Here is a 24,076-nt window from a genome sequence, read left to right as displayed (position 1 = left end):
GGTTCCGATTCCCGCGCGCTTTCCGGCGCCGGCCCCCCGGCTGGCTCGCTGCCCCGCGCCGGTTCCCGCGGGCCGCTCATGGCGTGCCCCGCGAGGACCGCAGCGCGCGGCGGGCGGCGGGATCGGGACGGCGGTACCCGTGGAAGTGCCCCGGGTGGTAGAGGTGCGAGCGGGTGCCCTCGGCGTCCAGGGCGGGCCCGACGAGCACCAGCGTGTGCTTCCACAGCTTGTGCGCCCGCACGGTGCCGGCGAGCTCGTCGAGACGGCAGCGCAGGACGAGCTCGTCCTCCCACGTCACCCGGTAGCCGACCACGCACGGCGTCTCCGGCGGGTAGCCGCCCGCCAGGAGCTCCTCCTGGAGCTGCCCCGAGCGGGCGGCCGACAGGAACAGCGCCATCGTCGTCCCGTGCGCGGCGAACTCCCTGACCGTCTCGCCCGGAGGCATGGGCGTCTTGCCGCCCTCCAGCCGGGTGAGGACGACCGACTGCGCGACCTCGGGGATCGTGAGCTCCCGCCCCACGGCGGCGGCGACCGCGGTGAAGCTGGACACCCCCGGCACGATCTCCGTCCCCAGGCCCATCGCCGCGCACCGGTCGAGCTGCTCCTGCACCGCCCCCCACAACGCGGGGTCGCCGGAGTGCACCCGGGCCACGTGCAGGCCGTCCCTGGCCGCCTCCTCGTAGATCCCGATCACCTGCTCCAGCGGCGCCGCCGCCGAGTCGACCAGCCGCGCGCCCGGCCGGGCGTGGGCGAGCACGCCGGGGTGCACGAGGCTGGAGGCCCACACCACGACGTCCGCCCGCCCGATCGCGGCGGCCCCGCGCAGCGTGAGCAGGTCGGCCGCGCCGGGCCCCGCCCCCACGAACGTCACCGATCCGCGCGCCGCGGCGCCGCCGTTCACAGCCGGCCCCCTCGTGCCGTACGCGGGCGGGTGATGAGCAGCGACGACAGGTACGGAGCCGGGACGGCGGGGTCGAGGCCCGCGGCGGCGCGGATCCGCTCGTCCGGGAGCCCGAGCGCCGCGCCGTACACCGCCTGGCCGAGCCGCCCGGCGTCCCGGACCGCGGCGAGCACCTGCGGCAGCACGCGCCCTCCCTTGTACGCCACGACGGTGTCATGGGTGTCGAGCGCCTGGCGCAGCGTCCCGATCCCCGCGGTCAGCGGCATCAGGGCGAGCGACTCGCGGCCCTCGACCAGGACGGTGCCGCTGCCTGACGCGAGCGCCTGCATGGCCGTCACTCCGGGCACCGTGCGCACCTCCACCTCCGGCACGAGCCTCCGCACGGTCTCCGCGAGATAGGTGAACGTGCTGTAGACGTTGGGGTCGCCGATGGTGGCGAAGGCGACGGTCCGGCAGCCGTTCGCGTACGCGGCGGCCACGGCCGCGCCCGCCTCGTCCCAGGCGTCGTCGCGGCGCGGCCCGTCGGTGAGCGCGAAGACGAGCCGGCGCACCTCACGGTCGGCGTGCGCGCGGACGATGCGCTCGGCGCGCCCCTCCTCGCCGGTGTCGCCGACGGGGACGACGACCAGGTCGGCCTCCCGCAGCGTGCGAACGCCCTTCACCGTCACCAGCTCGGGGTCTCCCGGGCCCACGCCCACCCCTGTCAGGACCGGCCTCACGCGGCGGCCTCCACGAGGTCGCGCGCCAGGCGCGGCACGCCCGCCCAGTGCGGGTGCAGGTAGGAGGCGTGCACGCCGCCCCGGGCGAACCCCTCCCGCCGGCCGTCCGCCAGCGTGTACGCCGCGGTCTCCCCGGCTGAGGGGGAGCAGGCGGTGCGGTGGAACTCGTGGGCGCGCACCACGGGCCCGTCGTGCCGTACGGCCTCCCGATAGCCGAGCGTCAGCCGCCCCGTCATCCGGGCCCGGACCGGAAGCACCCCGCACATGGGGACGCCGTCCAGCGACTCGGCGAGGTACAGCAGCCCGGCGCACTCGGCCACCACGGGAAGGCCGCGCGCGGCCAGCCGTACGACGTCGTCGCGCAGTGCACGGTTCTCCGACAGCTCGGCGGCGTGGACCTCGGGGAAGCCGCCGCCGATCACCAGCCCGCGCGTGCCTGCGGGCAGCGCCTCGTCCCGCAGCGGGTCGACGAGGGCGACGTCGGCTCCCGCCGCGGCGAGCAGCTCGGCGGTCTCGGCGTACGAGAACGTGAAGGCGGGGCCGGCGGCGAGCGCCACCGTCGGGCGGCCCGTCACCGGCGCGCCCACCGCGTCGCCGGGGGACCAGGGGACGGCGGCGAGCGGCGGGGCGGAGGAGGCGAGGCGCACGATCGCTTCGACGTCGCAGTGCCGCTCGACCAGCGCGCCGAGCGCCGCGACGGCCCGCCGCGCCGCGCCTTCCCGCTCCCCGGCGGGCACCAGCCCGAGATGCCGGGACGGGACGTGCGCGGCGGCGTCACGCGGCAGCGCCCCGGCGACCGGGACGCCCAGCGGCGCCAGCGCCTCGCGCAGGATCTCCTCGTGGCGCCGCGACCCCACCCGGTTGAGCACCACCCCGGCGACCCGGACCGACGGGTCGTACGTCGCGAACCCGTGGACGAGCGCCGCCACGGACGACGACTGCGAGGAGGCGTCGACGACCAGCAGCACCGGCGCGCCGAGCAGCCGCGCCACGTGGGCCGTGGACGCCTCCCCGGTCGCTCCCCGGCCGTCGAACAGGCCCATCACGCCCTCGACCACGGCGACGTCCGCGCCCCGGGCGCCGTGCGCGAACAGCGGGGCCACCAGGGCCTCGCCGACCAGGTACGGGTCGAGGTTGCGCCCCGGCCGCCCGGTCGCGACCGCGTGATAACCGGGGTCGATGTAGTCGGGGCCGGCCTTGTGCGGCGAGACCGCCAGGCCACGGGCCGACAGCGCCGCCATCAGCCCGGTGGCGACGGTGGTCTTCCCGCTGCCCGAGGCCGGGGCCGCGACCACCACACGGGGGATGCTCACCATTCGATGCCCCTCTGTCCCTTCTGGCCGGCGTCCATCGGATGCTTGACCTTGGTCATCTCCACCACGAGGTCCGCGGCCTCGACGAGGCGCGGGTCGGCGTCGCGGCCTGTGATCACCACGTGCTGGTTGCCCGGCCGGTCCCGCAGCGCGGCGACCACCTCGGCGGCGTCGACCCAGCCCCACTTCATCGGGTACGTGAACTCGTCGAGGACGTAGAACCGGTAGGTCTGCGCCGCCAGATCGCGTCTGACCTGCTCCCAGCCCTCGCGGGCGTCGGCGGCGTGGTCGGCCTCGGTGCCGGGCCGCTGGATCCACGACCAGCCCTCACCCATCTTGTGCCAGCTCACCGGCGCGCCCTCGCCCGTCTCGCCGTGCAGCCGCCCGAGGGCGCGCAGCGCCGCCTCCTCGCCGACCCGCCATTTCGCGCTCTTGACGAACTGGAACACCCCGATCGGCCAGCCCTGGTTCCACGCGCGCAGCGCCAGGCCGAAGGCGGCCGTCGACTTCCCCTTCATCTCCCCGGTGTGCACGATGACGAGCGGGCGGCCGCGCCGCTCCCGCGTCGTCAGCCCGTCGTCGGGCACCGCCACCGGCCTGCCCTGCGGCATCTACGCCACCCTTCTCACGTCGCGCACCACGTCGGCCAGCCCTTCGGCCGCCAGCTCGTCGAGCCTCAGGACCACCCCTTCGAGGGCGGCGCCCAGCCGGCCGGCCATGCCGAGCCGTACCGGGCCGTGCTCACAGTCGACGACCACGCTCGCGACGCCGTCGGCGGCGAGCCGCCGGGCGATCTCCACCGGGTCGGGCCCCGAGGTGTGCCGGCCGTCGGTGACGACCACCAGCAGCGGGCGCCGCCGGGGGTCGCGCAGCCGCTCGGTGGCGAGCACCCGGGCGGCGCGCCGCAGGCCGGCGGCGAGCGGGGTGCGCCCCCCCGTCGGCAGCGCCGCCAGCCGTCCGGAGGCCAGCTCGACGCTGGAGGTGGGGGGCAGCGCCAGCGTGGCCTCATCGCCACGGAAGGTCACCAGTCCCACCTTGTCGCGGCGCTGGTAGGCGTCGAGCAGCAGCGACAGCACAGCGCCCTTCACCGCCCGCATCCGGGAGCGGGCCGCCATCGAGCCACTCGCGTCCACGCAGAACAGCACGAGGTTCGACTCGCGCCCCTCCCTGACGGCCTCGCGCAGATCGCCGCGCCGTACGACCAGGGGGCCGCCGTCGCGTGACCGGGCCCGCTGGTGCGGAGCCGCCGCCGCGAGCGTGGCCGCGAGGTGGAGCCGCTGGAGCCGCCCGGCGGGAGGCCGCGCGCCCACGGCCCTGCCGGAGCCCCCGGTGGTCCGGCCGCGCCGTCCCGCCGGGCCGCCCTCGCCCACCGCCCGTGGGGTGAGCAGCCGGGGCCGGTACGCCGCGCCGGGTGCCACAGCCGCCTGCTCACCGCGCTGCTGGGCATGCTTCCCACCGCCCTGCTCGCAGCCCTGCTCGTCACGCTGATCGCCGCCCTGCCGCGCGTCTCCGCCGGGGTGTGCGCCGGGGTGTGCGCCGGGGTGTGCGCCGTCCGGGCCGGAAGGCGGCGCCGCGCCGTCCGCGCCGTTCCGCGCGTCCGGGGTGATCGGGCCGTTGGGGCCGTCCGTGGGCCGGCCTCCGCCTCCGGGGCCGTCGTCATCGTCATCGCCGTCGCCGTCAGCCTCCGAGGCGCCGGTCGTGCCGGGTGGGAAGGCCTTCACGGCGTCCTCAAGGGCCCGGTCGAGCTGCTCCTCGTCGACGCCGGGGGAGTCGAACGGGTCCCTGCGGCGGCGGTGGGGCAGCGCGAGCCGGGCCGCCGCGCGTACGTCGTCGGCGTTCACCTCCAGGCGGCCCTCCCAGGCGGCCAGCGCGACGGCGGCGCGCGCCATCACCAGGTCGGCGCGCAGGCCGTCGACGTCGAACGCCGCGCAGACCGCCGTGATCTGCCGCAGCGCCGCGTCGGGAAGCGCCACCAGGGGGAGCCGGGCGCGGGCGGCCTCGATCCGCCCGGCGAGGTCGCGGTCCCCGCCCTCGTAGGCCGCCGCGAACCCGGCCGGATCGCCCTCGTAGGTCAGCCGCCGCCGCACGACCTCGGCCCGCTCCACCGGGTCGCGGGAGGCGCGCACCTCCACCGCCAGGCCGAAGCGGTCGAGAAGCTGCGGGCGCAGCTCGCCCTCCTCCGGGTTCATCGTGCCGACCAGCAGGAACCGGGCGGCGTGCCGGACCGACACCCCTTCACGCTCCACGTACGACGTCCCCATGGCGGCGGCGTCCAGCAGCAGGTCCACCAGATGGTCGTGCAGCAGGTTGACCTCGTCGACGTAGAGCACGCCCCGGTGGGCGGCGGCCAGCAGACCGGGCTCGAACGCGCGCACGCCCTCGGTGAGCGCCCGCTCCAGGTCGAGCGAGCCGGCCACCCGGTCCTCGCTCGCCCCGACGGGCAGCTCGACCAGCCGCGCGGGCCGTACGACGCCGGGCGCGCCCTCGGGGTGGGGGCCGTCCGGGCAGCCGGGGTCGGGCGCGGCGGGGTCGCAGGAGAACCGGCAGCCCGACGTGACGTGAACCCGCGGCAGCAGCGCCGCCAGCGACCGCACCACGGTCGACTTGGCGGTGCCCTTCTCGCCGCGGACGAGCACGCCGCCGATCGCCGGGGACACGGCGTTCAGCAGCAGCGCCCGCTTGAGGTCGCCGAGCCCGACGACCGCGCTGAACGGGTACGTCACGGTCACTTGCCCGCCTCCAGATCGCCTTCGAGCTCCAGGTACGTCTCGCGCAGCCCGTCGAGGGTCTCCGGCGACGGCCGTTCCCACAGGCCCCGGTCGGCCGCCTCAAGCAGCCGCTCGGCGATGCCGCGCAACGCCCACGGGTTGGATGTGCGCATGAACTCCCGGACCTCGGGATCGAAGACGTACGACGCGGCGAGCGACTCGTACATCCAGTCGTCCACCACCCCGGCCGTCGCGTCGAAGCCGAACAGGTAGTCCACCGTCGCCGCCATCTCGAACGCCCCCTTGTAGCCGTGCCGCCGCATCGCGGCGATCCACCGGGGGTTGACCACCCGTGAGCGGAACACGCGGCGCGTCTCCTCGCCGAGCGTGCGCGTGCGGACCGCGTCGGGGACGTGCGAGTCGCCCACGTACGCCGCCGGGGACGTGCCGGTCAGGTGGCGGACCATCGCCACCATCCCGCCGTGGTACTGGAAGTAGTCGTCGGAGTCGGCGATGTCGTGCTCACGGTTGTCCTGGTTCTTCGCCGCGACGTCGATCCGGCGGAACGCCGCCTCCATGTCGGCGCGGGCCTCCCGCCCGTCCAGGCCGCTGCCGTACGCGTAACCGCCCCAGACGGCGTACACCTCGGCGAGGTCGGCGTCGTCACGCCAGTTGCGCGCGTCGATGAGCGGCAGCAGCCCGGCGCCGTACGCCCCGGGCCTGGAGCCGAAGACGCGGCTGGTGGCCCGGCGGCCGTCGCCGTGGCGGGCCAGGTCGGCGGCCACGTGCGCCCGCAGCGGGTTGACCTCCTCGGGCTCGTCCAGCGCGGCCACGGCCCGGACGACCTCGTCGAGCAGGGCGACCACGTGGGGGAAGGCGTCGCGGAAGAAGCCGCTGATCCGCACCACGACGTCCACCCTCGGCCGGCCCAGCTCCTCCACCGGCACCACCTCGAAGCCGGTCACCCGGCGGGAGGCGTCGTCCCACGTCGGCCGGGCCCCGAGCAGCGCGAGGACCTCGGCGATGTCGTCGCCCTGGGTGCGCATCGCGCTGGTGCCCCAGACCGTCAGGCCCACGGTGCGCGGCCACTCGCCGGTGTCGGCGCGGTAGCGGTCGGCCAGCGACGCGGCCAGCGCCACGCCCGTCTCCCAGGCCAGCCGCGACGGGATCGCCTTGGGATCGACCGAGTAGAAGTTGCGGCCGGTCGGCAGCACGTTGACCAGCCCGCGCGTCGGCGACCCGGACGGCCCGGCGGGGACGTAGCCGCCGTCGAGGGCGTGCAGCACGTTGTCCACCTCGTCCGTCGTGCGGCCGAGCCGGGGCACCACCTCGGCGGCGGCGAAGCGCAGCACCCTCGCCACCTCCGGCAGCGGGGAGACGGCGTCCGCCGCGCCGGGGTCCCAGCCGTGGTCCTCCATCGCCTGGACCAGCCGCCGCGCCTCGGCCTCGAACCGGTCGACCTCGCCTCGTGCGCCCTCGCCGCCGGTGAGGCCCCCCGTGTCGCCCTCGGACAGGCCCAGCGCCTCCCGCAGGCCCGGCAGGGCGCCGGCGGAGCCGCCCCAGACCTGCCTGGCGCGCAGCACGGCGAGCACGAGGTTGACCCGGGCCTCCCCGGTGGGCGCCTGCCCGAGGATGTGCAGGCCGTCGCGGATCTGCGCGTCCTTGATCTCGCACAGGTAGCCGTCCACGTGCAGCAGGAACTCGTCGAACTCGTCGTCGCCCGGCCGGTCGTCCACGTGCAGGTCATGGTGGAGCTGGGCCGCCTGGATCAGCGTCCACAGCTGCGCCCGCACGGCCGGCAGCTTCGCCGGGTCGAGGGCCGCGACCGTGGCGTGCTCGTCGAGCAGCTGCTCCAGTTTGGCGAGGTCGCCGTACGACTCGGCCCTGGCCATCGGCGGGATGAGGTGGTCGACGACGGTCGCGTGCGCCCGCCGCTTGGCCTGGGTGCCCTCGCCGGGGTCGTTGACGATGAAGGGGTAGACCAGCGGCAGGTCCGCCAGCGCCGCGTCGGGGGCGCAGGACGCCGACAGGCCCAGCCCCTTGCCCGGCAGCCATTCCAGGGTGCCGTGCTTGCCGAGGTGCACCACCGCGTGCGCGCCGAACTCCCGCGCCAGCCACCAGTACGTCGCGAGGTAGTGGTGGCTCGGCGGCAGCGCCGGGTCGTGGTAGATCGCGACCGGGTTCTCCCCGAAGCCCCGGGGCGGCTGGATCGCCACCAGGACGTTGCCGAACCGCAGCGCCGCGAGCACGATGTCGGTCCCGTCGACGTAGAGCGACCCGGGCGGCGGCCCCCAGTGCGCGGTGACGGCCTCGCGCAGCGCGTCCGGCAGGGCCTCGAACCAGGACGTGTACGCACGGAGTGGCACCCGGGCGGGAGCCGCGCTGAGCTGCTCCTCGGTCAGCCATTCGACGTCGTGGCCGCCCGCGGCGATGAGGGTGTGGATGAGCTCGTCCCCGTCGCCGGGCGCGTCCCCCACGTCGTACCCCGCGTCGCGCAGGGCGCGCAGCAGCACGATCGCGGAGGCGGGGGTGTCGAGCCCGACGGCGTTCCCGACCCGCGCGTGCTTGGTGGGGTAGGACGACAGGACGAGGGCGAGCCGCTTGGCGGCGTTCGGCACCTGCCGCAGGCGGGCGTGGGCCACCGCGAGCCCGGCGACCCGGGCGGAGCGCTCGGGGTCGGCGACGTACACGGGCACGCCGTCCGGCCCGTCCTCCTTGAACGAGAACGGCACGGTGATCAGGCGGCCGTCGAACTCGGGCACCGCCACCTGCATCGCCGCGTCGAGGGGGGAGACCCCCGCGTCCGACTCCGCCCACGCCTTGCGGGAGGTCGTCAGGCACATCCCCTGCAGCACCGGCACGTCGAGGGCGGCCAGCGCGCCCGCGTCCCACGCGTCCTCGTCGCCGCCCGCCGTGGCGGCGCTCGCGACCGCGCCCCCGGCGGCGAGCACGGTGACGACCAGCGCGTCCACCGGCCGCAGCAGCTCGAACAGCGCGGCGTCGGCGCCGCGCAGCGACCCGCAGAACACGGGCAGCACGTCGGCGCCCGCGGCCTCGACCGCGTCGCACAGGCCGTCGACGAACGCCGTGTTGCCCGACAGCTCGTGGGCCCGGTAGTAGACGACCCCCACCAGGGGACGGCCGTCTCGGCGGGCCCGGCCCGGCCGCACGCCGAACTCGGGAGTGGGCCGCGGCGGGGCGAAGCCCTCCCCGGTCAGCAGCAGCGTGTCGGACAGGAAGCGGTGCAGCTCCAGCAGGTTGTCCGGGCCGCCGGCCGTCAGGTACGCGAGCGCCTCGGCCGCCACCCCGGACGGCACGGTGGACAGGGCCATCAGCGCGGCGTCGGGCGCGGGCTCGCCGCCGAGCACCACGGCCGGGCGCCCGGAGGCCACCACGGCGTCCAGCCCTTCGGGCCACGACTGCCTGCCGCCGAGCAGCCGGACCACGACCACGCCGACGCCCTCCAGCAGGCCGGGGAGCTCGCCGGGCGTGACGCGCGCCGGGTTGGCGACCCGCCACTCCGCTCCGCTGCCGCGTGCGGCGAGCAGCTCGGTGTCGGCGGCGGAAAGCAGCAGCATGGCGGGCTTCGGCGTGGTCGTCGGTGCCGTCAGGGGTGCCGTCATCGGGGATCCGCCTCCGGAGGGGTGTGGCCGAGCGTCAAAGCCGCGGTGGGAAGGCCGGCGGGCACGCCGCCCTCGATCAGCCGCCACACCGCGTCGGTGTCCAGGTGCTCCTCGACCAGGTCGCCCAGGGCGTCCAGCCTGGCCTCGCGGCGTTCGGCGAACGAACCGGCGCCCGGGAGCCAGCCGCGACCGGCCGCGGCCGCCGCCTCCGCCAGGAAGGCGCGGCGGAAGCCGTCGTGCTCGAAGATCCCGTGCCACGTCGTGCCCCAGACCGCGCCCACGCGGCACCCGTCCAGGAACGGCTCCCCGCCGTCGGCCGTGACCCGGCCGTGGTGGATCTGGTAGCCCGCGACCGGGTGGCCGCGCCACGCGCCCGTGGGCAGCGCCAGCACCTTGCCGGGGGAGAAGACCGTGCGCACGGGAAGCAGCCCGAGGCCGTCCACCCTGCCCGCCCGGCTCTCCACGTCGTCGTCGATCGCGCCGCCGAGCATCTGGTAGCCGCCGCAGACGCCGAGCACCGGACGCCCCTCGGCGGCACGGCGGCGCAGGGCCGCGTCGATGCCGCGCTCGCGCAGCCATCCCAGGTCGGAGACGGTCGCCCGGGTGCCGGGCACGACGACCAGGTCCGCGTCGTCCAGCTCGGCGGCGGTCGTGGCCAGGCGCACGCTCACCCCCGGCTCGGAGGCGAGGGCGTCGGCGTCGGTGACGTTGGACATCCGCGGCAGCCGCACGAGGGCGACGCGCAGGACGTCACGGCCGGCGGGCGGGGTCAGCAGGCCGGGACGGCTGTCGAGGTCGAGGGAGTCCTCCACGTCCAGCCACAGGCCGGACCGCCACGGCAGCACGCCGAGGCAGGGCCGGCCGGTCGCGCCGCGCAGCCAGTCCAGACCGGGCTGGAGGAGCGCCGGGTCGCCGCGGAACTTGTTGACGACGAAGCCCGCGATGTGCCGCTGGTCGGCGGCGTCGAGCACGGCCAGCGTGCCGGCGAAGTGCGCGAGCACGCCACCGCGGTCGATGTCGCCCACGACCAGGACCGGCAGGCCGGCGGCGCGGGCCAGGCCCATGTTGGCGATGTCGCGGTCACGCAGGTTGACCTCGGCCGGGCTGCCCGCGCCCTCGCAGACGACGACGTCGAACCGGCGGCGCAGGCCGTCCAGCGCCTCCAGCGCGACGTCGAGCAGGCGCAGCTTGTGGTCGCGGTAGGACATGGCGTCCACGTCGGCGTGTGCCCGGCCGAGCACCACGACGTGCGAGTGCCGCTCCCCGGCCGGTTTGAGCAGCACCGGGTTCATCGCCGCCTCGGGCTCGACCCGGGCCGCGGCCGCCTGCATCGCCTGGGCGCGCCCGATCTCGCCGCCGTCGGCGGTGACCATCGAGTTCAGCGCCATGTTCTGCGCCTTGAACGGCGCGACCCGGACGCCTCTGCGGGACAGCCACCGGCACAGCCCGGCGGTCAGGATGCTCTTGCCGGCGTCGGAGGTGGTGCCCGCGACGAGCAGCGCGCCGCCGCGGCGCGGCACGTCAGGGTATGGGGCGCGGGACCACGGGTGAGGTGCCTGCGCGCATGCCGGAAACGGCCATGGCGTGTCCTCCCTGGAGGTCCGCGCCCCCGGTCGAAGGTCCGACGGCCGGAGTATCCTGGCTCCCGGATCGACGCTCCCCTCAGCCTTCCCGCCCGTGAGGGCAGTGGCGTGAGTGAGGATCGCTCCCCGGTGACAGTGGCGGGACCGCGCCGGATTCACACCGGCTTCCTCCACGTCCGTCGCTTGCGGCGTAAACATACACCCCGCGCCCATCGTGGACGCAAGGACCGATCTGTCCGGATGCCTGCTTAGTAACTGACTTGTCCCAGTTTGGTGACCGACGCCTGCTTCGCCAGTCGGGCGGCGAGCAGCCTGGACGGCGCGGAGATCACCCTTGTGAACTGGGAAGATGCTATAGAGTCGACCAAATGGGGGGTTTCGGGATGGTTAACCGGTAGTCCAGTGGAAAGAGCTCGGCCTTCGCAGGGCCGGCTGCACGACCGGCAGTCTGACGCCTTGGAGCGCAGCCGCCTGGCCGAGCACGCCCTGCCCGCCCAGCGCCTGCTGTCCAGCGACGACCTAGGCTGGCGCACCGTCCTCGCGCGGACCTACGCCGACCCGCCCCGGGCCGAGGAGTTCAGCACGGCGCCTTCTCCGGACCTGCTCGTCGTCCTCGTGACGAGCGGCACCTATCTCATCGAGAGCCGCAAGGGCCGGTCCTGGCGCCGGGCGAGCTACCACCCCGGGTCGGCCGGGGTGACCGCTCCGGGCAACGTCAGCGTGCTGCGCTGGCAGGCCGTTTCGTCCCAGCCGCTGGAGTCGCTGCACCTGCACATCAGCGCCGAAGTGATCGAGGCCACGAGCCGGATCCTCCACGAGGACGGCCTGCGCCCGGACCGGCCGCTGCCCGACATGCTCGACCTCGAAGACCCCCTGGTCACGGCCGCGGGGCGTGCGATCGGCTGCGCGCTGCGGGAGGGGGCCTCCGCGCTTTACGCCGACTCGATCGCCCAGACGCTGGCGGTGCACCTGCTGCACCGCGCGGGCGGGCGGCCCGCCCCGGCCGGCCCGGCCCCCGGCTCCTCCGTGCTGAGCGTGCGAGCCCTGCGCCAGGTCACCTCGTACATGCGGGAACACCTCCACGAGGAGGTCAGCCTTGACGACCTCGCCGCGCAGGCGAACCTCAGCAAGTATCACCTGCTGCGCGTCTTCTCGAAGTCCACCGGCTTCACCCCGTACCGCTACCTGACCCGCCTGCGGCTGCGGCACGCCGCCGACCTGCTGCGCGACACCTCGCAGACGGTGCTGCAGATCGCGGTCGCCTGCGGTTACCGCAGCCCGGGGCAGTTCGCCGCGGCCTTCCGGCGCGAGTACGGCGCCTCTCCCAGCGAGTTCCGGCGCGGTCACCGGCGCTGAGGAACGCTTCGGAACGGGGTGCGCACGAAAGGGACGCAATTTCGGGGGACGACCGCGCAATCGCGGGAGAGAACATCGCCGGGTTAGCCGACAGTCTGTGACGGTGTTCCCGATGAGGGGGAACGCCTGACGACGGGGGTTGTGATGGGTGTGGAGCAGGAGAGCCGGGTCGCGATCGTGACCGGGGGATCGCGGGGGATCGGCCGGGAGACCGCGACGCGGCTGGCCCAGGAGGGCTACGCGGTCGTGGTGAACTACGCGGGCAACACAGCCGAGGCCGACTCGGCCGTCGAGGCGCTCCGCCGAAGCGGGGGACGGGCGATCGCGGTGCGGGCCGACGTGGCCGACGAGACCGCGGTGGCGAGCCTGTTCGACACGGCCGAGGCCGAGTTCGGCGGGATCGACGTGCTGGTGCACGCGGCGGGGATCATGCCGGTGTCGCCCCTGGTGGATCTCGACCTCTCGGTGCTCGACCAGGTGCTGAGGACCAACATCCGCGGGACGTTCGTGGTGGACCAGCAGGCCGCGCGGCGCCTTCGCCCGGGAGGCGCGATCATCAACTTCTCGAGCTCGATCACGCGCTTCGCGCGCCCCGGTTACATCGCGTACGGCGCGAGCAAGGGGGCGGTCGAGGCGATCACGCTGATTCTCGCCCGGGAACTGCGCGGCCGGGACGTCACGGTCAACGCGATCGCGCCGGGGCCGACGGAGACGGCGCTGTTCTTCGACGGCAAGAGCGAGGAGCTGGTCCAGCGCATCACGAACGAGTCTCCGCTGGAGCGGCTCGGGCAGCCCTCGGACATCGCCGGGATCGTCGCGTTCCTCGCCGGTCCGGGCCGGTGGATCAACGGCCAGGTCGTCTACGCCAACGGCGGAGCCGTCTGAACCCGTCGCCGACGCGTCCGGCAGGAGAGGAAACATGTCCGAAGTCATTTTGATCAGCGGCGCCTCCAGCGGGTTCGGCGCGCTGACCGCGCGAGCCCTCGCCGACGCCGGGCACACGGTGTTCGCGGGAATGCGGGATCTGGCGGGCCGCAACGCCGATCAGGCGCGGGGGGCGATCGGGTACGCCCAGGAGCACGCCGCCGACCTGCGGCCGGTGGAGCTCGACGTCACGTCGGACCAGTCGGTGGAGCGAGGCGTGAGGAGCGTGCTGGAGCAGGCGGGGCGGATCGACGTGCTGGTCCACAACGCGGGGCACATGGTGACCGGCCCGGCGGAGGCCTTCACCCCCGAGCAGCTGGCGTCCCTGTACGACACCAACGTGCTGGGCACGCAGCGGGTCAACCGCGCCGCCCTGCCCCACATGCGGCGCGCGCGGGACGGCCTGGTGGTGTGGGTGGGCAGCTCCAGCACCCGGGGAGGGACGCCGCCGTACCTCGCGCCGTACTTCGCCGCGAAGGCGGGGATGGACGCGCTGGCCGCCGGCTACGCCCTGGAGCTGGCGCGGTTCGGGATCGAGACCACCATCATCGTGCCCGGCTCGTTCACCCACGGCACCAACCACTACGCGCACGCCGGGAAGCCGGCCGATGACGGGATCGTGGCCGAATACGAGAAGCGGTACGGCGGCCTGCTGGAGGAGGTCGGCCGGAAGATGGCCGAGATCGAGCCGCCCGACGCCGACGTCTCGGAGGTGGCGCGGGCGATTGTCACCGTCGTGGGCACGCCCAAGGGCAGGCGGCCGTTCCGGGTCCACGTCGATCCCAACGACGACGGGGCGGCCGTCGTCAACGCCGTGGCCGACCGCGTCCGCGCGGAGTTCCTGCGCCGTGTCGGGCTGGAAGACCTCCTTCACCCCAGCACGGGCTGACCGTCACGGGGTCGCGAAGGCCGGCGCGCGCACGGACCGCAAGAGTGAGGCGAGCCCCGCGGGGGCTCGCGGCGAGGAGGGGACCATGACCGAGGAGATGCCGCAGGCGGTGCGGACGCTGCTCGACGCGGCGAACGGCAACGACACGACCGCCTTCCTGGACGGATTCACCGGCGACGGCGTCGTGGACGACTGGGGCCGCGAGTTCCGCGGCGCGGCCCGGATCCGCGCGTGGAGCGACGCCGAGTTCATCGGCAAGCAGGTGAGCCTGGCGGTCGAACGGGTCGAGCGCCGGGGCGAGGAGACCGTCGTCACGGCCCAGGTGGGCGGCAACGGGTTCAACGGCCCCAGCCACTTCGCGTTCCGCGTGGAGGGCGACCGGGTCTCCCGGATGACGATCCGGGCGTAGCCCGGACTGACGCGGATTTGCCGGCTCGTCACGTGAAGCCGGGCATGCCGGCGTGTCCGGGCGTGTCCGGCTCCGCGCGCGGCCCGTCGATCAGCCGGCTTCGGGCCAGTCCCAGCCGAGCTGGAGGAACAGCCCGAGCCGGTCGCTGACGGCCCGCATCTCGCTCACCTTGCCGTCCTTGAGCGTGAGGACGAACACGGCCTCCACCTGGAAGCTCCGGTGCGTCGGCTCGGGCATCCGCGGATGTGAGCCGGAGTTGGTGCCGGACATCGTCAGCCGCACGGCCACGCGGTCGCCGTCGGCGATCGTCTCCTCGACCGTCAGGCGCATCGGGTCGAACGCCGCGAGCTGCTGCTTCAGCGCATCGAACGCGGCCCCCGGCTCGTCCGGCTCCCCATAGATGATCTTGTTGTGGTCGATCACGTCGTCGGCCATGTACCGCCGCAGGTCGCCCAGCCGCCGGTCGTTGATCGCATCGAACAGGCCCCGCACCACATCGGTCGCCGTCACGGCAGTCCCCTCCCTGTTTTCTTACTGTGTAAGAAAAAGTATTCTTACGCCGTACGATCGTCAAGGGGGAGCGATGAGGAAGGCCCGAGTGTCCCGGGAGACGGTGCTCGCCGCGGCCCTGGCGCTGGTCGACAGGGAGGGCATAGCGGCGCTGTCGATGCGCAAGCTGGGCGCCGAGCTCGGCGTCGAGGCGATGACGCTCTACTACCACGTGCCGAACAAGGACGCGGTGCTCGACGGCCTCGTCAACGAGGTGGTGTCGCGGATCCGCGTCGAGCTCGAGGGACCCTGGCGGGAGTGGACGCGCGCGTTCGCGGTCTCGATCAGGCGTGAGCTCCTCGCACATCCTGCGTTGCTGCCGCTGGTCGCCACCCGGCCGGTGCTCACCCCGGGCGGCCTCGACGACGTCGAACGGATCGCCGCGGGGCTGCGCGGGGACGGGTTCTCACCGAGCGGGGCGCTCCACATGATCAACGTGGTCGCCACGTTCGTCATCGGGCACACGCTGGCCGAGGCCGGGAGCACGCCCGGACACGACGAGCCCGATGTGGCCGCCGCCATGGAAGGCCTGGACCCGGGGACCTATCCGGTGCTGGCCGAGGCGCTGCGCGCCGGTCTCGGCACGCCGGAGAACCATCAGGAGCGCTTCGACCTCGCGCTCGACTCCCTCCTCGACGGCCTGGCCGCCCGCCTCCGCTCACCTGAGTAGAGCCCGCGCCCGCGTGCGGTTCCCGTGGAGCCTGCCGGGGTCAGCTCCAGGGCAGCGAGCCGCGGGTGGCCCAGTACGCCTCCGGCGGCTCGGCGAGGCGGGACAGGGCCTCGTCGAGCCCGTCGTCCCACGCCGCCGTGGCGGCCGCCAGGTTCTCGTGGAGCTGACCGGCGGAGACCGCGCCGCTCAGGACCACCGTCGCCCACGGCCGCGCGAGCGCGGCGGCCAGCGCCAGGGCGTCCGGCGTCACTCCACGCTCCCGGGCGGCGGCCCGCAACGCGGCGGGCGCGGCCCGGCCGGTCAGCCTGCCGTTGGCCACACCCTCCTTGACGATCACGCCGAGCCCCGCCTCGTGCGCCCTCGCCAGCGCGTCGCCGGCCGAGCGCTCCAGCAGGTTCCACGTCGACTGGACGGTGTCGAACACCCCCGTCTTCACGGCGCGGTCCACCGTGGCGGCCTGTCCGGGCCCCGTCGTCGACAGGCCGACGGCGACCCCCTGGGCGCGCAGCCCGCCGAGCAGGCCGAGCACCTCCTCGTCGTCGAGGACGCCGCTCTCCACGGTGGCCGAGTGGATCTGGTACAGCGAAAGATGATCGCCGAGCAGCGCCCGCGTCTCGCCGAGCTGGCGGCGCAGGCGGCCGGCCGACAGGTCCTTCACCTCGTGCCGCCCGGCGTCAAGCCGCCAGCCGCCGACGTACTCGTATCCCCACTTGGAGCCGACCGTCACCGTGCCGGGGGCGATCCCCCTGGCGTCGAGCCAGCCGGCGAGGAACTCCTCCGCGCGCCCGTACGACCGCGCGGTGTCGAGGTAGCGCACCCCCGCCGCCCAGGCCGCGTCGAGCACATCCCAGGACCGCGCGCGCATCGCGTCCACGCCCCGGTCGCCGCCGAGGTCCTCGTCGCGGCCGAGGGTGATGTACGCCGGGCGGCCCACCGCGGCCAGGCCGAGCCCGATCGGGGTGACGGCGAGGCGGGTGCGGCCGAGCGGGCGCGGGACCAGTTCGTGCACGCCATCACCCTAGGTCGTCCGTGACCGCCCCCGGCGCTCAGGTGCCGAGCTTGGAGATCCGGTCCTTGAACAGCGTGGTGGCGATGGCCGCCTTGTGCGGCTGGCCCTTCAGGAAGGCCTCGGCGAACTTGATCGCCTGCTCGTGGCCGACCTTGCCGGGCATCGGCGGCTCGTCGGGGTTCACGTCCACGTCCACGAGGGCGGGCCCGTCGTGCGCCAGCGCCTGCCGTACGGCCTCGTCGACCTCGGCGGGATCGGTCACCTTGCGCCCGTACCCGCCGCAGGAGCGGGCCCAGGCCGAGAAGTCGGAGGCCGGCCCTCCGAACCGCACGCCGTGCTCGGGGAACCCGAGGACCATCTGCTCCCACAGGATCTGGCCGAGCGAGCCGTTGTTGTTCACCACGACGGTGATCGGCAGCCCGAGCCGGGCCGCCGTGAGGAACTCGGCCATCAGCATCGCGAAGCCGCCGTCGCCGATGAAGGAGATCACCTGCCGCTCGGGGAAGGCCAGTTGCGCCGCGATCGCGTACGGCAGGCCGGGCGCCATCGAGGCGAGGTTGCCCGACAGGTAGAACCGCCGGTCGCCCCGGATGGTCCAGTGCCGGGCCGCCCAGGTGGCGATCGTGCCGGAGTCGCAGGTGAGGATCGCGTCGTCGGAGGCGGCGCGGTCGACGCAGCCGATGAGGTACTGCGGGGCGATGGGGCTGCGCTCCGGGGACTCCAGCGCGTGCATGTCCTCCCGCCAGGCGCTCATGGCCTTCTGGTACTTCTCCAGGTGGCCGCGGTCGTCCTTGCGGTTCAGCAGGGGCAGCAGCGCGGCCAGGCCCTCCTTGGCGTCTCCGATCATCGGCACCTGCGTGGGCATGCGAAGGCCCGCGCGGGTGGGGTCGGCCTCGATCTGCACCACCTTGACCTTCCCCGGCTCGGGCAGGTGCTTGGTGTAGGGGAAGTTGGTGCCGACCATCAGCAGCGTGTCGCAGTCCTCGACCAGCTCCTCGCCGGGCCGGGTGCCGAGCAGGCCGATCCCGCCCACCGCGTACGGCGAGTCGTCGGGGATGACGGCCTTGCCGGGCAACGTCTTGATGACCGGCGCGCCGAGCGCGTCGGCGGCGGCGAGCACCTCGTCGCGGGCGTGGAGCGCGCCGGCGCCCGCGAGGATCGCCACCCTCTCGCCGTCGTTGAGCACCTTGGCGGCGGCCTCCAGGTCCGCCCGCCGCGGCGTCCCCGGCGGTGCCAGGTAGATCGGCGCGGTCGCCGGGGGCCGTGCCGGGGCGACGTGCGCGTAGGGATCGGCGTCGGCCGGGGCGACCTGCACGTCGTTGGGCAGGCACAGGTGCGCCACCCCGCGCCGGGCGTACGCCGTCCGGATCGCGATGTCCACCACGCCGGGGAGCTGGGCGGGGTTGTCCACCACGAGGTTGTACTCGGCGACGTCGGCGAACACCTTGTCGAGGTGGACCTCCTGCTGGTAGCCGGTGCCGAGCACGCTCGTCTCCTGCATGCCGGTGATCGCCAGCACGGGCTGGTGGTCGAGCTTCGCGTCGTACAGGCCGTTCAGCAGGTGGATGCCGCCGGGGCCCGAGGTGGCCAGGCAGACCCCGATGCGGCCGGTGGCCTTGGCGTGGGCGACCGCCATGAAGGCGGCGGCCTCCTCGTGGTGCACCAGCACGAAACGGACCCGGTCGGAGTGGCGGCGCAGCCCTTCCATGATCCCGTTGATGCCGTCACCGGGCAGCCCGAAGACCGTGTCGACACCCCAGTCGGCCAGCCGCCTGATCAGCGCTTCGGAGGCGATTTCACTCATAACAGCGGCGCTGCCCAGTCCCGGGCCGCTGACACCGGCGCACGGATGATTTTCCGCCGCCGATCACTCCTGGTCGTCCAGGAGCCCGGCGTCGTGGACCAGCAGCGCCACCTGGACGCGGTTGTTGAGCCCCAGCTTGGTCAGGATGCTCGACACGTGGGTCTTGACGGTGGGGACGCTGAAGTGGAGCACCGACGCGATCTCGGCGTTCGACCTGCCGTGCCCGACGGCGACGGCGACCTCGCGCTCGCGGTCGTTCAGCAGCGCCAGCCGGTCCGTCGCGCGGGCCCGGCGCAGGTCGTGGCCGGACTCGGCGACCCGGGCGATGAGGCGCCGGGTGACGGCCGGGGAGAGGACGGGGTGGCCCCGGGCCACCTGGCGGACCGCGGCCACGATCTCGTCCGGCGGCGTGTCCTTGAGGAGGAAGCCGGCCGCCCCGGCGCGCAGCGCGCGCAGCACGTGCTCGTCGGCGTCGAAGGTGGTCAGCACGATGACCTCCGGCCCGCCGTCGCGGGAGCGCAGGGCCTCGGTGGCGGCCAGCCCGTCCATCACCGGCATCCGGATGTCCATCAGCACCACGTCGGGGGAGTGCCGCCCGGCCAGGGGCAGCACCTGCGCGCCGTCGCCCGCCTCGGCGACCACCCGGATGTCCGGGGCGCCGCCCAGCATGATGGCCAGGCCGGCCCGTACGAGAGGGTCGTCGTCGGCGATGATGACGCCGATCGCGGGAGGATCGGATGCGGTCATGCCGGCCACGGTAGCCAGGCCGCCGTCCGCGCGGCCAGCCGCGGTCATGCCGGCCGCCCGTGGTCATGGCCGCCCGCTGTCATGCCGCCCGCTGTCATGCCGGCCGTGGTCATGCCGGCCGTGGTCATGCCGGCCACGGCAGCCAGGCGGCCAGCCGCCAGCCGCCCGCGGCTGCCGGGCCGTGCTCCAGGCGCCCGCCGACCAGGGCGACCCGCTCGCCGAGGCCGATGAGGCCCTGGCCGGACCCCGCGCCGGGGGGCGCCGCCGGATCGGGTGCGGCGTTGCACACCTCGACCGTCAGCCCCCGGCCCGGCATCCCTGTCAGGTGGACGCGCACCGGCGCTCCCGGGGCGTGCTTGCGGGCGTTGGTGAGAGCCTCCTGCACGATCCGGTAGGCCGTCCGCCCCTCTCCGTCGGGGACGGTGCCGGTGACCTCCTCGCACAGGTCCACCCGCATCCCCGCCCGGCCCGACTCGGCCGCCAGCTCCTTGATGTCGGCGATGGTGGGCTGCGGCAGTTCGCCGACCGGCGCGCGCAGGACGCCGATGACCTCACGCAGATCCTGCAGCGCCTGATGGGCGCTCTCCCGGATCACCTTCGCCGCGCGGGCGATGTCGTCGGGATGAGCGCCGGGATGGAACTCGAGGGCGCCGGCGTGCACGCTGAGCAGGGACAGCCGGTGACCCAGCACGTCGTGCATCTCGCGGGCGATCGCCTCCCTGGCGAGGTGCTGCGCCTGCTCGGCCCGCAGCCTCGCCTCGGTCTCCACGCGGGCCGCGCGGTCGCGCTGCGACGCGACGAGCCGGCGCCGGTGGTGGACGAACAGCCCCCAGCCGGCCGCGGCGCCCTGGATCGCCGCGCCGAACAGGAACAGGCCCAGCGGAGACATGCCCGCCTCGGGACGTATGACGACGTAGAGGGCCGCGCCCCCCAGGCTCAGCGCGAAGACGGGCATCGATGTGCGCGGCGGCCGGTGCACGGCGACGGTGAACAGCGCGGCCAGCATCGGACCGGCGACGATCTCGGAGAACGTCGACAGGGCGACCAGCACCACGGCCAGCTCGACCGGGAACCGGCGGCGCAGCCACAGCGCGGCGCAGCCCGCCGCGCCGGCGATCTGGTCGACGTCGAACAGCCACGCCGGATCCGGCAGGGACGCCGTCTGGAGGCGTTCCGCGGACATGTAGACGCCGAAGGCCGCCGCGAGCAGGAACATGACGGTGTCCACGACCCAGTCCCGCGAGCTTCGCCGGGACGCCGGTTGCATCGCGAAAGCGCCCATATCCCCCAGAGCGTACGTGCGGGAGCCGGGCCGGGGGAGCCGTGGACGGCGAACCGATACCGAAGTCGCGGCCGTCCCGACTTTGGTCGGCGCGAACGCCCGCAGCCGCGTACCCCGGTCCCGGCGACGCACCCCGATGGCCGATCCGCGCCCCCGGCCCGCGCGCCTAGCGTCGCCCTCATGCGCAACGCCATCCAGATGGCCGGGCTCTTCCTGCTGGCCGCGGGAGTCAGCGGGACCATCGACCGCCTGGCCGTCCAGCCCTTCTTCGGCATAATCCTGAACGTCTTCAACCGCCAGCTCATCCCGCGTGTGGGCTTCCTCACGGGCTACGAGCTCTACGCGAACCTGATCATCGCGGTCCTCGGAGGCGTCATGGTCGTCGCCGCGGAAAGGACCCGGCCGTGACGCCCGGCGGAGGGGCGCCGCGACCGCGTCGCCGGACCCGGTGGGCCCCCGCGGCCGCGCTGCTCGTCCTCGCTCCTCTGTGCGCGGAGTACATCACCGGATACGACACCAGCACGGGGGATCTCCTGGCCCTCACCGCCGGGCTGGTCGTCTTCGTTCCCCTGTACGGCGCTCCGGCCCTGCTGATCCGCGAGATCGCGCGGCGGCTCGGCGTACGGTGGCCGGGGATCCTCGCCCTCACGGCGGCGTTCGGCGTCCTCCAGGCCGGCGTCGTCGACCAGTCGCTGTTCAGCGCGTCGTACCGGGACATCGGCTACTGGGACGACATGCTGCTGCCGACGTACGTCGCGCCGCTGGGCCTCGGGGGATACACCTCCATGGTCTTCCTGGTGGGCCACGCCGTCTGGAGCTACGGCGTCCCGATCGCGCTGGTGGAGCCGTTGAGCCCCGCGCTGTCGCGGCGGCCGTGGCTACGGCGGCCGGGGCTCGTCGTGACCGCGGCGCTCTATCTCGCGGCGGCGGCGCTGGTGCTCTCCGACCATCTGCGGACGGAGAAGGACCATGCCAGTGGTGCGCAGGTCGCCGGCGCGCTCGTCGCCGCGGCGCTCCTGGTGGCCTTCGCCCTCACCGTGGGCCGCCGCCGTGCCGGACCACCCCGGGACGCCGCCGTCCCGTCGCCGTTCGTCGTCGGCGCGCTCAGCCTGGTCGCGGCCCTGGTCTTCAACCTGGTCCCCGAATCCTGGGCGGGAGTCGCGGCGGGGCTCGCCGTACTGGCGGTCGCCGCCTCGTGCGTCGCGCGCCTCGCCCTGTCCCGCCGCTGGGGTGGCGGCCACGTCGTCGCGCTCGCGACGGGCGCCCTGGTGGCACGCGCCGTCATCGGGTTCTTCGCGGTCCCGCTGGGCGACGTCGGCCCGGTCGCCAAGTACGCGCACAACACCGTGTTCCTGGTGGGCGCCGGGCTGCTCGGCATGCTGGCCGCGCGGCGCGCCCGCTCGGTTCCCCGGACGATGCCGGCGCCCCCCGATCTCGCTCAGGCCGACGGGGGGAAGGGAGGCGCGCCGGCGTGACGGCCGTTCGCGGTTCCGGCCGAAGAGCCGGACGATGCTCGGAGCCGCGGCTCAGGGCAGGATCTCCAGCCGCACGTCCAGGCCTTCGTACAGGTAGGGAACGGGGGTGACGATCCGCCAGTTCCGCTGGACGGCGTGCACGACGGCGTGCGCGGCGGCCAGGACCTCGGGGATCCGCGCGTCGGGCGCTCCGGGCTGGTGGCGGCGGAGGTTCGCCATGACGGCCTGCGCGTACGCGCCTCCGGCCACCGCGTCGGCGGGGGAGAGGGCGGCGGTCACCACGGTGGACAGGCGCTGGAAGCGCTCGAGCCGGGGCTGCAGCGGCCCCAGGGAGAGGACCTGCACGGCGAGCGCGGGTACGAGCAGGGTGACGCCGTGGGCGGAGCACTGGCGGACCAGCTCCCGGCCGTACACGCTCTTGCCCTCCATGAGGTGCACGGCGGCGTCGAGGTCGAGCGCGTGGCCGGACAGGAGACCGGCCGGTGGGACGGCGTCGGTCACGCCGCGTCCGCCTGGGTGTCGCTCAGCGACCGGGCGGCCCGGGCGCGGTCGTCGTCGCCGATGCCGTCCTGCCAGCCGGGACCCCATAAATCGTCCATGATGGCGAGGTCGCCCTGGACGCGGCGCCGCTCCCGCAAGGCCTCCGCGATGTACGCCGAGGCGTTGCCGGACGCCTGAGCCTCGTCGGCCAGCTCGTCCGGCAAAGAGATCGTAATCCTCTTGGTCACACTCGGCAGGCTATCGAGTCATACTCCGCCGGTCCATCGGTTCCCGGCAGACGCCTGGCGCACGTGTGCATGGCACTCGTGGGCCGGGGGCGCTGCTACTCGACGCTCGTGGATTCGGGCGCCGCGTCCGTCCGCACGTGCAGGTGCCCCTCGGTCGGGAAGGCGGGGGGCTGAGCGGGGAGTACTGAGTGGAGGAGGTACCGGCATTTCTCCGCCACCCGGCAGGAAGCGTGATTGTCCGAGGCGTGAAGCAGATTGAGGCGGGTCAGAGGCATCACGCGCTGTGAGCCGAGCGCCCACCGAGACACGGCTTCAAGGGCGCGGGGAGCGATTCCCCGGCCTCGGGCCTCAGCCGATGTCCAGTAACCCACCTCTGCCGAGGCGTCGGTGAGATCGACGCCGCCCTTGATCACGACGTGGCCGACCGGATGGCCTTCGCTGTCGTCGCCGCCGCACTCCAGTACGGCGAAGCTGAGCCGGACGCCGGCGGTCCATCCGTCATGCTGACCGTCGATCCATCGCCGGGCGTCTGCCTCACTGACCAGAGAGGTGGTCAGCCGGCGTCGCAGGAGCGGATCACGATGAGCCGTGGCAAGGGCCGCTGCGTCCTCCGTTCGCCACGGCCGCAGGCGCAGCGCGGGCGCGGACGAAGTCGCTTCCACCGATAGGACGACGGTCATGGCACTCCCTGATCGACATCTGCCTCCCCGGTCCAGTCAACAGGACGACATGCCAGGCCGCGAATTCCGCGTACGGCTAGGACGGCGGCAGGCCTTGGCCGTACTGGACCAGTGACCAGGCGAGGCAGGCGAACGCGGCGGCGGACGTGAGCGCCCGGATCACGTTCCAGCGGGTCCACCGCCCCGCGAAGCTCTCACGGACGCGCCGCGAATCCGCCCTGCTCTCCGCCTCATGTGCCGCGTCCGATGTCTTCAGGGCCCTGTCCAAGGCCTCGTTCAGCGGCACGTTGACGGTGAAGGTGACGGCGAGCGTCACGCCGTGGAGGACCAGCGCGGCGGCGGCCCACGGCAGCGCGCCGCCCGCGCCTCCGGCCAGGTGGAGCGCCGCGGCGACGCCGGTGAGCAGTGGCGCGCCGACGAATGTGGCGGCGAACCACCCGTTGAGGATCGCCGCGTTGACGCGCCGCATCGCGTCGATGAAAGCGTCGTCGCCGAGGCGGCCCAGGCCCGGCATGATCGAGCAGGAGAATGTGTAGAAGAGGCCGGCGACGAGCCCCGTCGTCACCGTGGCCGCCACGACCGCGGCGCCTCTCAGCAGTTCCAGCATCACGTTCCTCCCCGCGGCCGCTTTCCGTAGGGCGGCCTGGCTTCCATGCCGAGTGAACCGGATCGTGATGAGACGGGCCATGGCCCAGACGCGCGAAGCC

23 protein-coding genes and 1 riboswitch are annotated in these 24,076 nt (G+C 74.3%); of the genes, 7 read left to right on the top strand and 16 right to left on the bottom strand.

What is annotated here, in order from left to right; all coding sequences use genetic code 11:
- Positions 1–76 precede the first annotated feature (76 nt).
- Genes cobM through AB0B72_RS20860 form a run of 7 tightly spaced genes read right to left on the bottom strand, consistent with a single transcriptional unit; the run spans position 77 to position 10,784 of the window.
- Entirely contained in the window at positions 77–901 is an 825-nt protein-coding gene (cobM, locus tag AB0B72_RS20890) for a precorrin-4 C(11)-methyltransferase (protein ID WP_367740514.1), read from the bottom strand.
- Complete coding sequence (gene cobI, locus AB0B72_RS20885) at positions 898–1,620, bottom strand: precorrin-2 C(20)-methyltransferase (RefSeq protein ID WP_367740513.1); 723 nt, start codon at positions 1,618–1,620, stop codon at positions 898–900. Before cobI ends, cobM begins: the two co-directional genes overlap by 4 nt.
- Positions 1,617–2,936 (bottom strand): cobyrinate a,c-diamide synthase, encoded by a 1,320-nt coding sequence (locus tag AB0B72_RS20880; RefSeq protein WP_367740512.1) that lies wholly within the window; start codon positions 2,934–2,936, stop codon positions 1,617–1,619. Before AB0B72_RS20880 ends, cobI begins: the two co-directional genes overlap by 4 nt.
- Positions 2,930–3,544, bottom strand: coding sequence for a cob(I)yrinic acid a,c-diamide adenosyltransferase (gene cobO, locus AB0B72_RS20875; RefSeq protein WP_367740511.1), 615 nt, complete (start codon positions 3,542–3,544; stop codon positions 2,930–2,932). The genes AB0B72_RS20880 and cobO overlap by 7 nt, the downstream gene beginning before the upstream one ends.
- Entirely contained in the window at positions 3,545–5,662 is a 2,118-nt protein-coding gene (locus AB0B72_RS20870; RefSeq protein WP_367740510.1) for a magnesium chelatase subunit D family protein, read from the bottom strand.
- Positions 5,659–9,264: a cobaltochelatase subunit CobN gene (gene cobN, locus AB0B72_RS20865; protein WP_367740509.1), complete on the bottom strand. Its 3,606-nt coding sequence runs from the start codon at positions 9,262–9,264 to the stop codon at positions 5,659–5,661. Before cobN ends, AB0B72_RS20870 begins: the two co-directional genes overlap by 4 nt.
- Positions 9,261–10,784 (bottom strand): cobyric acid synthase, encoded by a 1,524-nt coding sequence (locus AB0B72_RS20860; protein ID WP_367740508.1) that lies wholly within the window; start codon positions 10,782–10,784, stop codon positions 9,261–9,263. The genes cobN and AB0B72_RS20860 overlap by 4 nt, the downstream gene beginning before the upstream one ends.
- 111 nt (positions 10,785–10,895) lie before the next feature.
- A riboswitch (cobalamin riboswitch) is annotated at positions 10,896–11,018 on the bottom strand.
- Between the two features lie 285 nt (positions 11,019–11,303).
- Here AB0B72_RS20860 and AB0B72_RS20855 point away from each other — a divergent pair.
- From AB0B72_RS20855 to AB0B72_RS20840, 4 genes are all read left to right on the top strand, one after another.
- Positions 11,304–12,203: a helix-turn-helix domain-containing protein gene (locus AB0B72_RS20855; protein WP_367740507.1), complete on the top strand. Its 900-nt coding sequence runs from the start codon at positions 11,304–11,306 to the stop codon at positions 12,201–12,203.
- Positions 12,204–12,347: 144 nt separating this feature from the next.
- Positions 12,348–13,088: an SDR family oxidoreductase gene (locus tag AB0B72_RS20850; RefSeq protein ID WP_367740506.1), complete on the top strand. Its 741-nt coding sequence runs from the start codon at positions 12,348–12,350 to the stop codon at positions 13,086–13,088.
- Positions 13,089–13,122: 34 nt separating this feature from the next.
- Positions 13,123–14,016, top strand: a complete 894-nt coding sequence (locus AB0B72_RS20845; protein ID WP_367740505.1) for an SDR family oxidoreductase — start codon at positions 13,123–13,125, stop codon at positions 14,014–14,016.
- An 85-nt stretch (positions 14,017–14,101) separates the two neighbouring features.
- Complete coding sequence (locus AB0B72_RS20840) at positions 14,102–14,425, top strand: nuclear transport factor 2 family protein (RefSeq protein ID WP_367740504.1); 324 nt, start codon at positions 14,102–14,104, stop codon at positions 14,423–14,425.
- A 90-nt stretch (positions 14,426–14,515) separates the two neighbouring features.
- Here the strand turns inward: AB0B72_RS20840 and AB0B72_RS20835 are convergent, their stop codons facing one another.
- Positions 14,516–14,935 (bottom strand): ester cyclase, encoded by a 420-nt coding sequence (locus AB0B72_RS20835; protein ID WP_367740503.1) that lies wholly within the window; start codon positions 14,933–14,935, stop codon positions 14,516–14,518.
- A gap of 73 nt (positions 14,936–15,008) precedes the next feature.
- On the opposite strand from AB0B72_RS20835, the gene AB0B72_RS20830 reads away from it, so the two are divergent.
- Positions 15,009–15,644, top strand: coding sequence for a TetR/AcrR family transcriptional regulator C-terminal domain-containing protein (locus AB0B72_RS20830; protein WP_367740502.1), 636 nt, complete (start codon positions 15,009–15,011; stop codon positions 15,642–15,644).
- A 40-nt stretch (positions 15,645–15,684) separates the two neighbouring features.
- On the opposite strand, the gene AB0B72_RS20825 is transcribed toward AB0B72_RS20830, so the two are convergent.
- The 4 genes from AB0B72_RS20825 to AB0B72_RS20810 form a co-directional block, all read right to left on the bottom strand.
- Positions 15,685–16,653, bottom strand: coding sequence for an aldo/keto reductase (locus AB0B72_RS20825; protein WP_367740501.1), 969 nt, complete (start codon positions 16,651–16,653; stop codon positions 15,685–15,687).
- A 37-nt stretch (positions 16,654–16,690) separates the two neighbouring features.
- Positions 16,691–18,457 (bottom strand): thiamine pyrophosphate-dependent enzyme, encoded by a 1,767-nt coding sequence (locus AB0B72_RS20820; RefSeq protein ID WP_367740500.1) that lies wholly within the window; start codon positions 18,455–18,457, stop codon positions 16,691–16,693.
- 63 nt (positions 18,458–18,520) lie between these two features.
- Positions 18,521–19,204: a response regulator gene (locus tag AB0B72_RS20815; protein ID WP_367740499.1), complete on the bottom strand. Its 684-nt coding sequence runs from the start codon at positions 19,202–19,204 to the stop codon at positions 18,521–18,523.
- Positions 19,205–19,328: 124 nt separating this feature from the next.
- Positions 19,329–20,471 (bottom strand): sensor histidine kinase, encoded by a 1,143-nt coding sequence (locus tag AB0B72_RS20810; protein ID WP_367740614.1) that lies wholly within the window; start codon positions 20,469–20,471, stop codon positions 19,329–19,331.
- Positions 20,472–20,666: 195 nt separating this feature from the next.
- Between AB0B72_RS20810 and AB0B72_RS20805 the strand changes: the two genes are divergently transcribed.
- The gene (locus AB0B72_RS20805; protein ID WP_367740498.1) at positions 20,667–20,894 is read left to right on the top strand and encodes a hypothetical protein; all 228 of its coding nucleotides are present in this window, start codon (positions 20,667–20,669) and stop codon (positions 20,892–20,894) included.
- Entirely contained in the window at positions 20,891–21,961 is a 1,071-nt protein-coding gene (locus tag AB0B72_RS20800; protein ID WP_367740497.1) for a hypothetical protein, read from the top strand. Before AB0B72_RS20805 ends, AB0B72_RS20800 begins: the two co-directional genes overlap by 4 nt.
- Before the next feature lie 51 nt (positions 21,962–22,012).
- Here the strand turns inward: AB0B72_RS20800 and AB0B72_RS20795 are convergent, their stop codons facing one another.
- The 4 genes from AB0B72_RS20795 to AB0B72_RS20780 form a co-directional block, all read right to left on the bottom strand.
- A complete protein-coding gene (locus AB0B72_RS20795) occupies positions 22,013–22,462 on the bottom strand; it encodes a hypothetical protein (RefSeq protein ID WP_367740496.1) in 450 nt (149 codons plus the stop codon).
- Positions 22,459–22,689 carry a hypothetical protein gene (locus AB0B72_RS20790; RefSeq protein ID WP_367740495.1) on the bottom strand — a complete coding sequence of 77 codons (231 nt, stop codon included), beginning with the start codon at positions 22,687–22,689 and terminating at the stop codon, positions 22,459–22,461. The genes AB0B72_RS20795 and AB0B72_RS20790 overlap by 4 nt, the downstream gene beginning before the upstream one ends.
- A 95-nt stretch (positions 22,690–22,784) precedes the next feature.
- Positions 22,785–23,369, bottom strand: a complete 585-nt coding sequence (locus tag AB0B72_RS20785) for a GNAT family N-acetyltransferase (RefSeq protein ID WP_367740494.1) — start codon at positions 23,367–23,369, stop codon at positions 22,785–22,787.
- A gap of 76 nt (positions 23,370–23,445) precedes the next feature.
- Positions 23,446–23,976: a DUF1772 domain-containing protein gene (locus AB0B72_RS20780; protein WP_367740493.1), complete on the bottom strand. Its 531-nt coding sequence runs from the start codon at positions 23,974–23,976 to the stop codon at positions 23,446–23,448.
- Positions 23,977–24,076: the final 100 nt, after the last annotated feature.

It is taken from the genome of Microbispora sp. NPDC049125 (assembly GCF_040802045.1).
Taxonomy (GTDB): domain Bacteria; phylum Actinomycetota; class Actinomycetes; order Streptosporangiales; family Streptosporangiaceae; genus Microbispora.
This window is presented reverse-complemented; position numbering and strand designations above follow the sequence as displayed.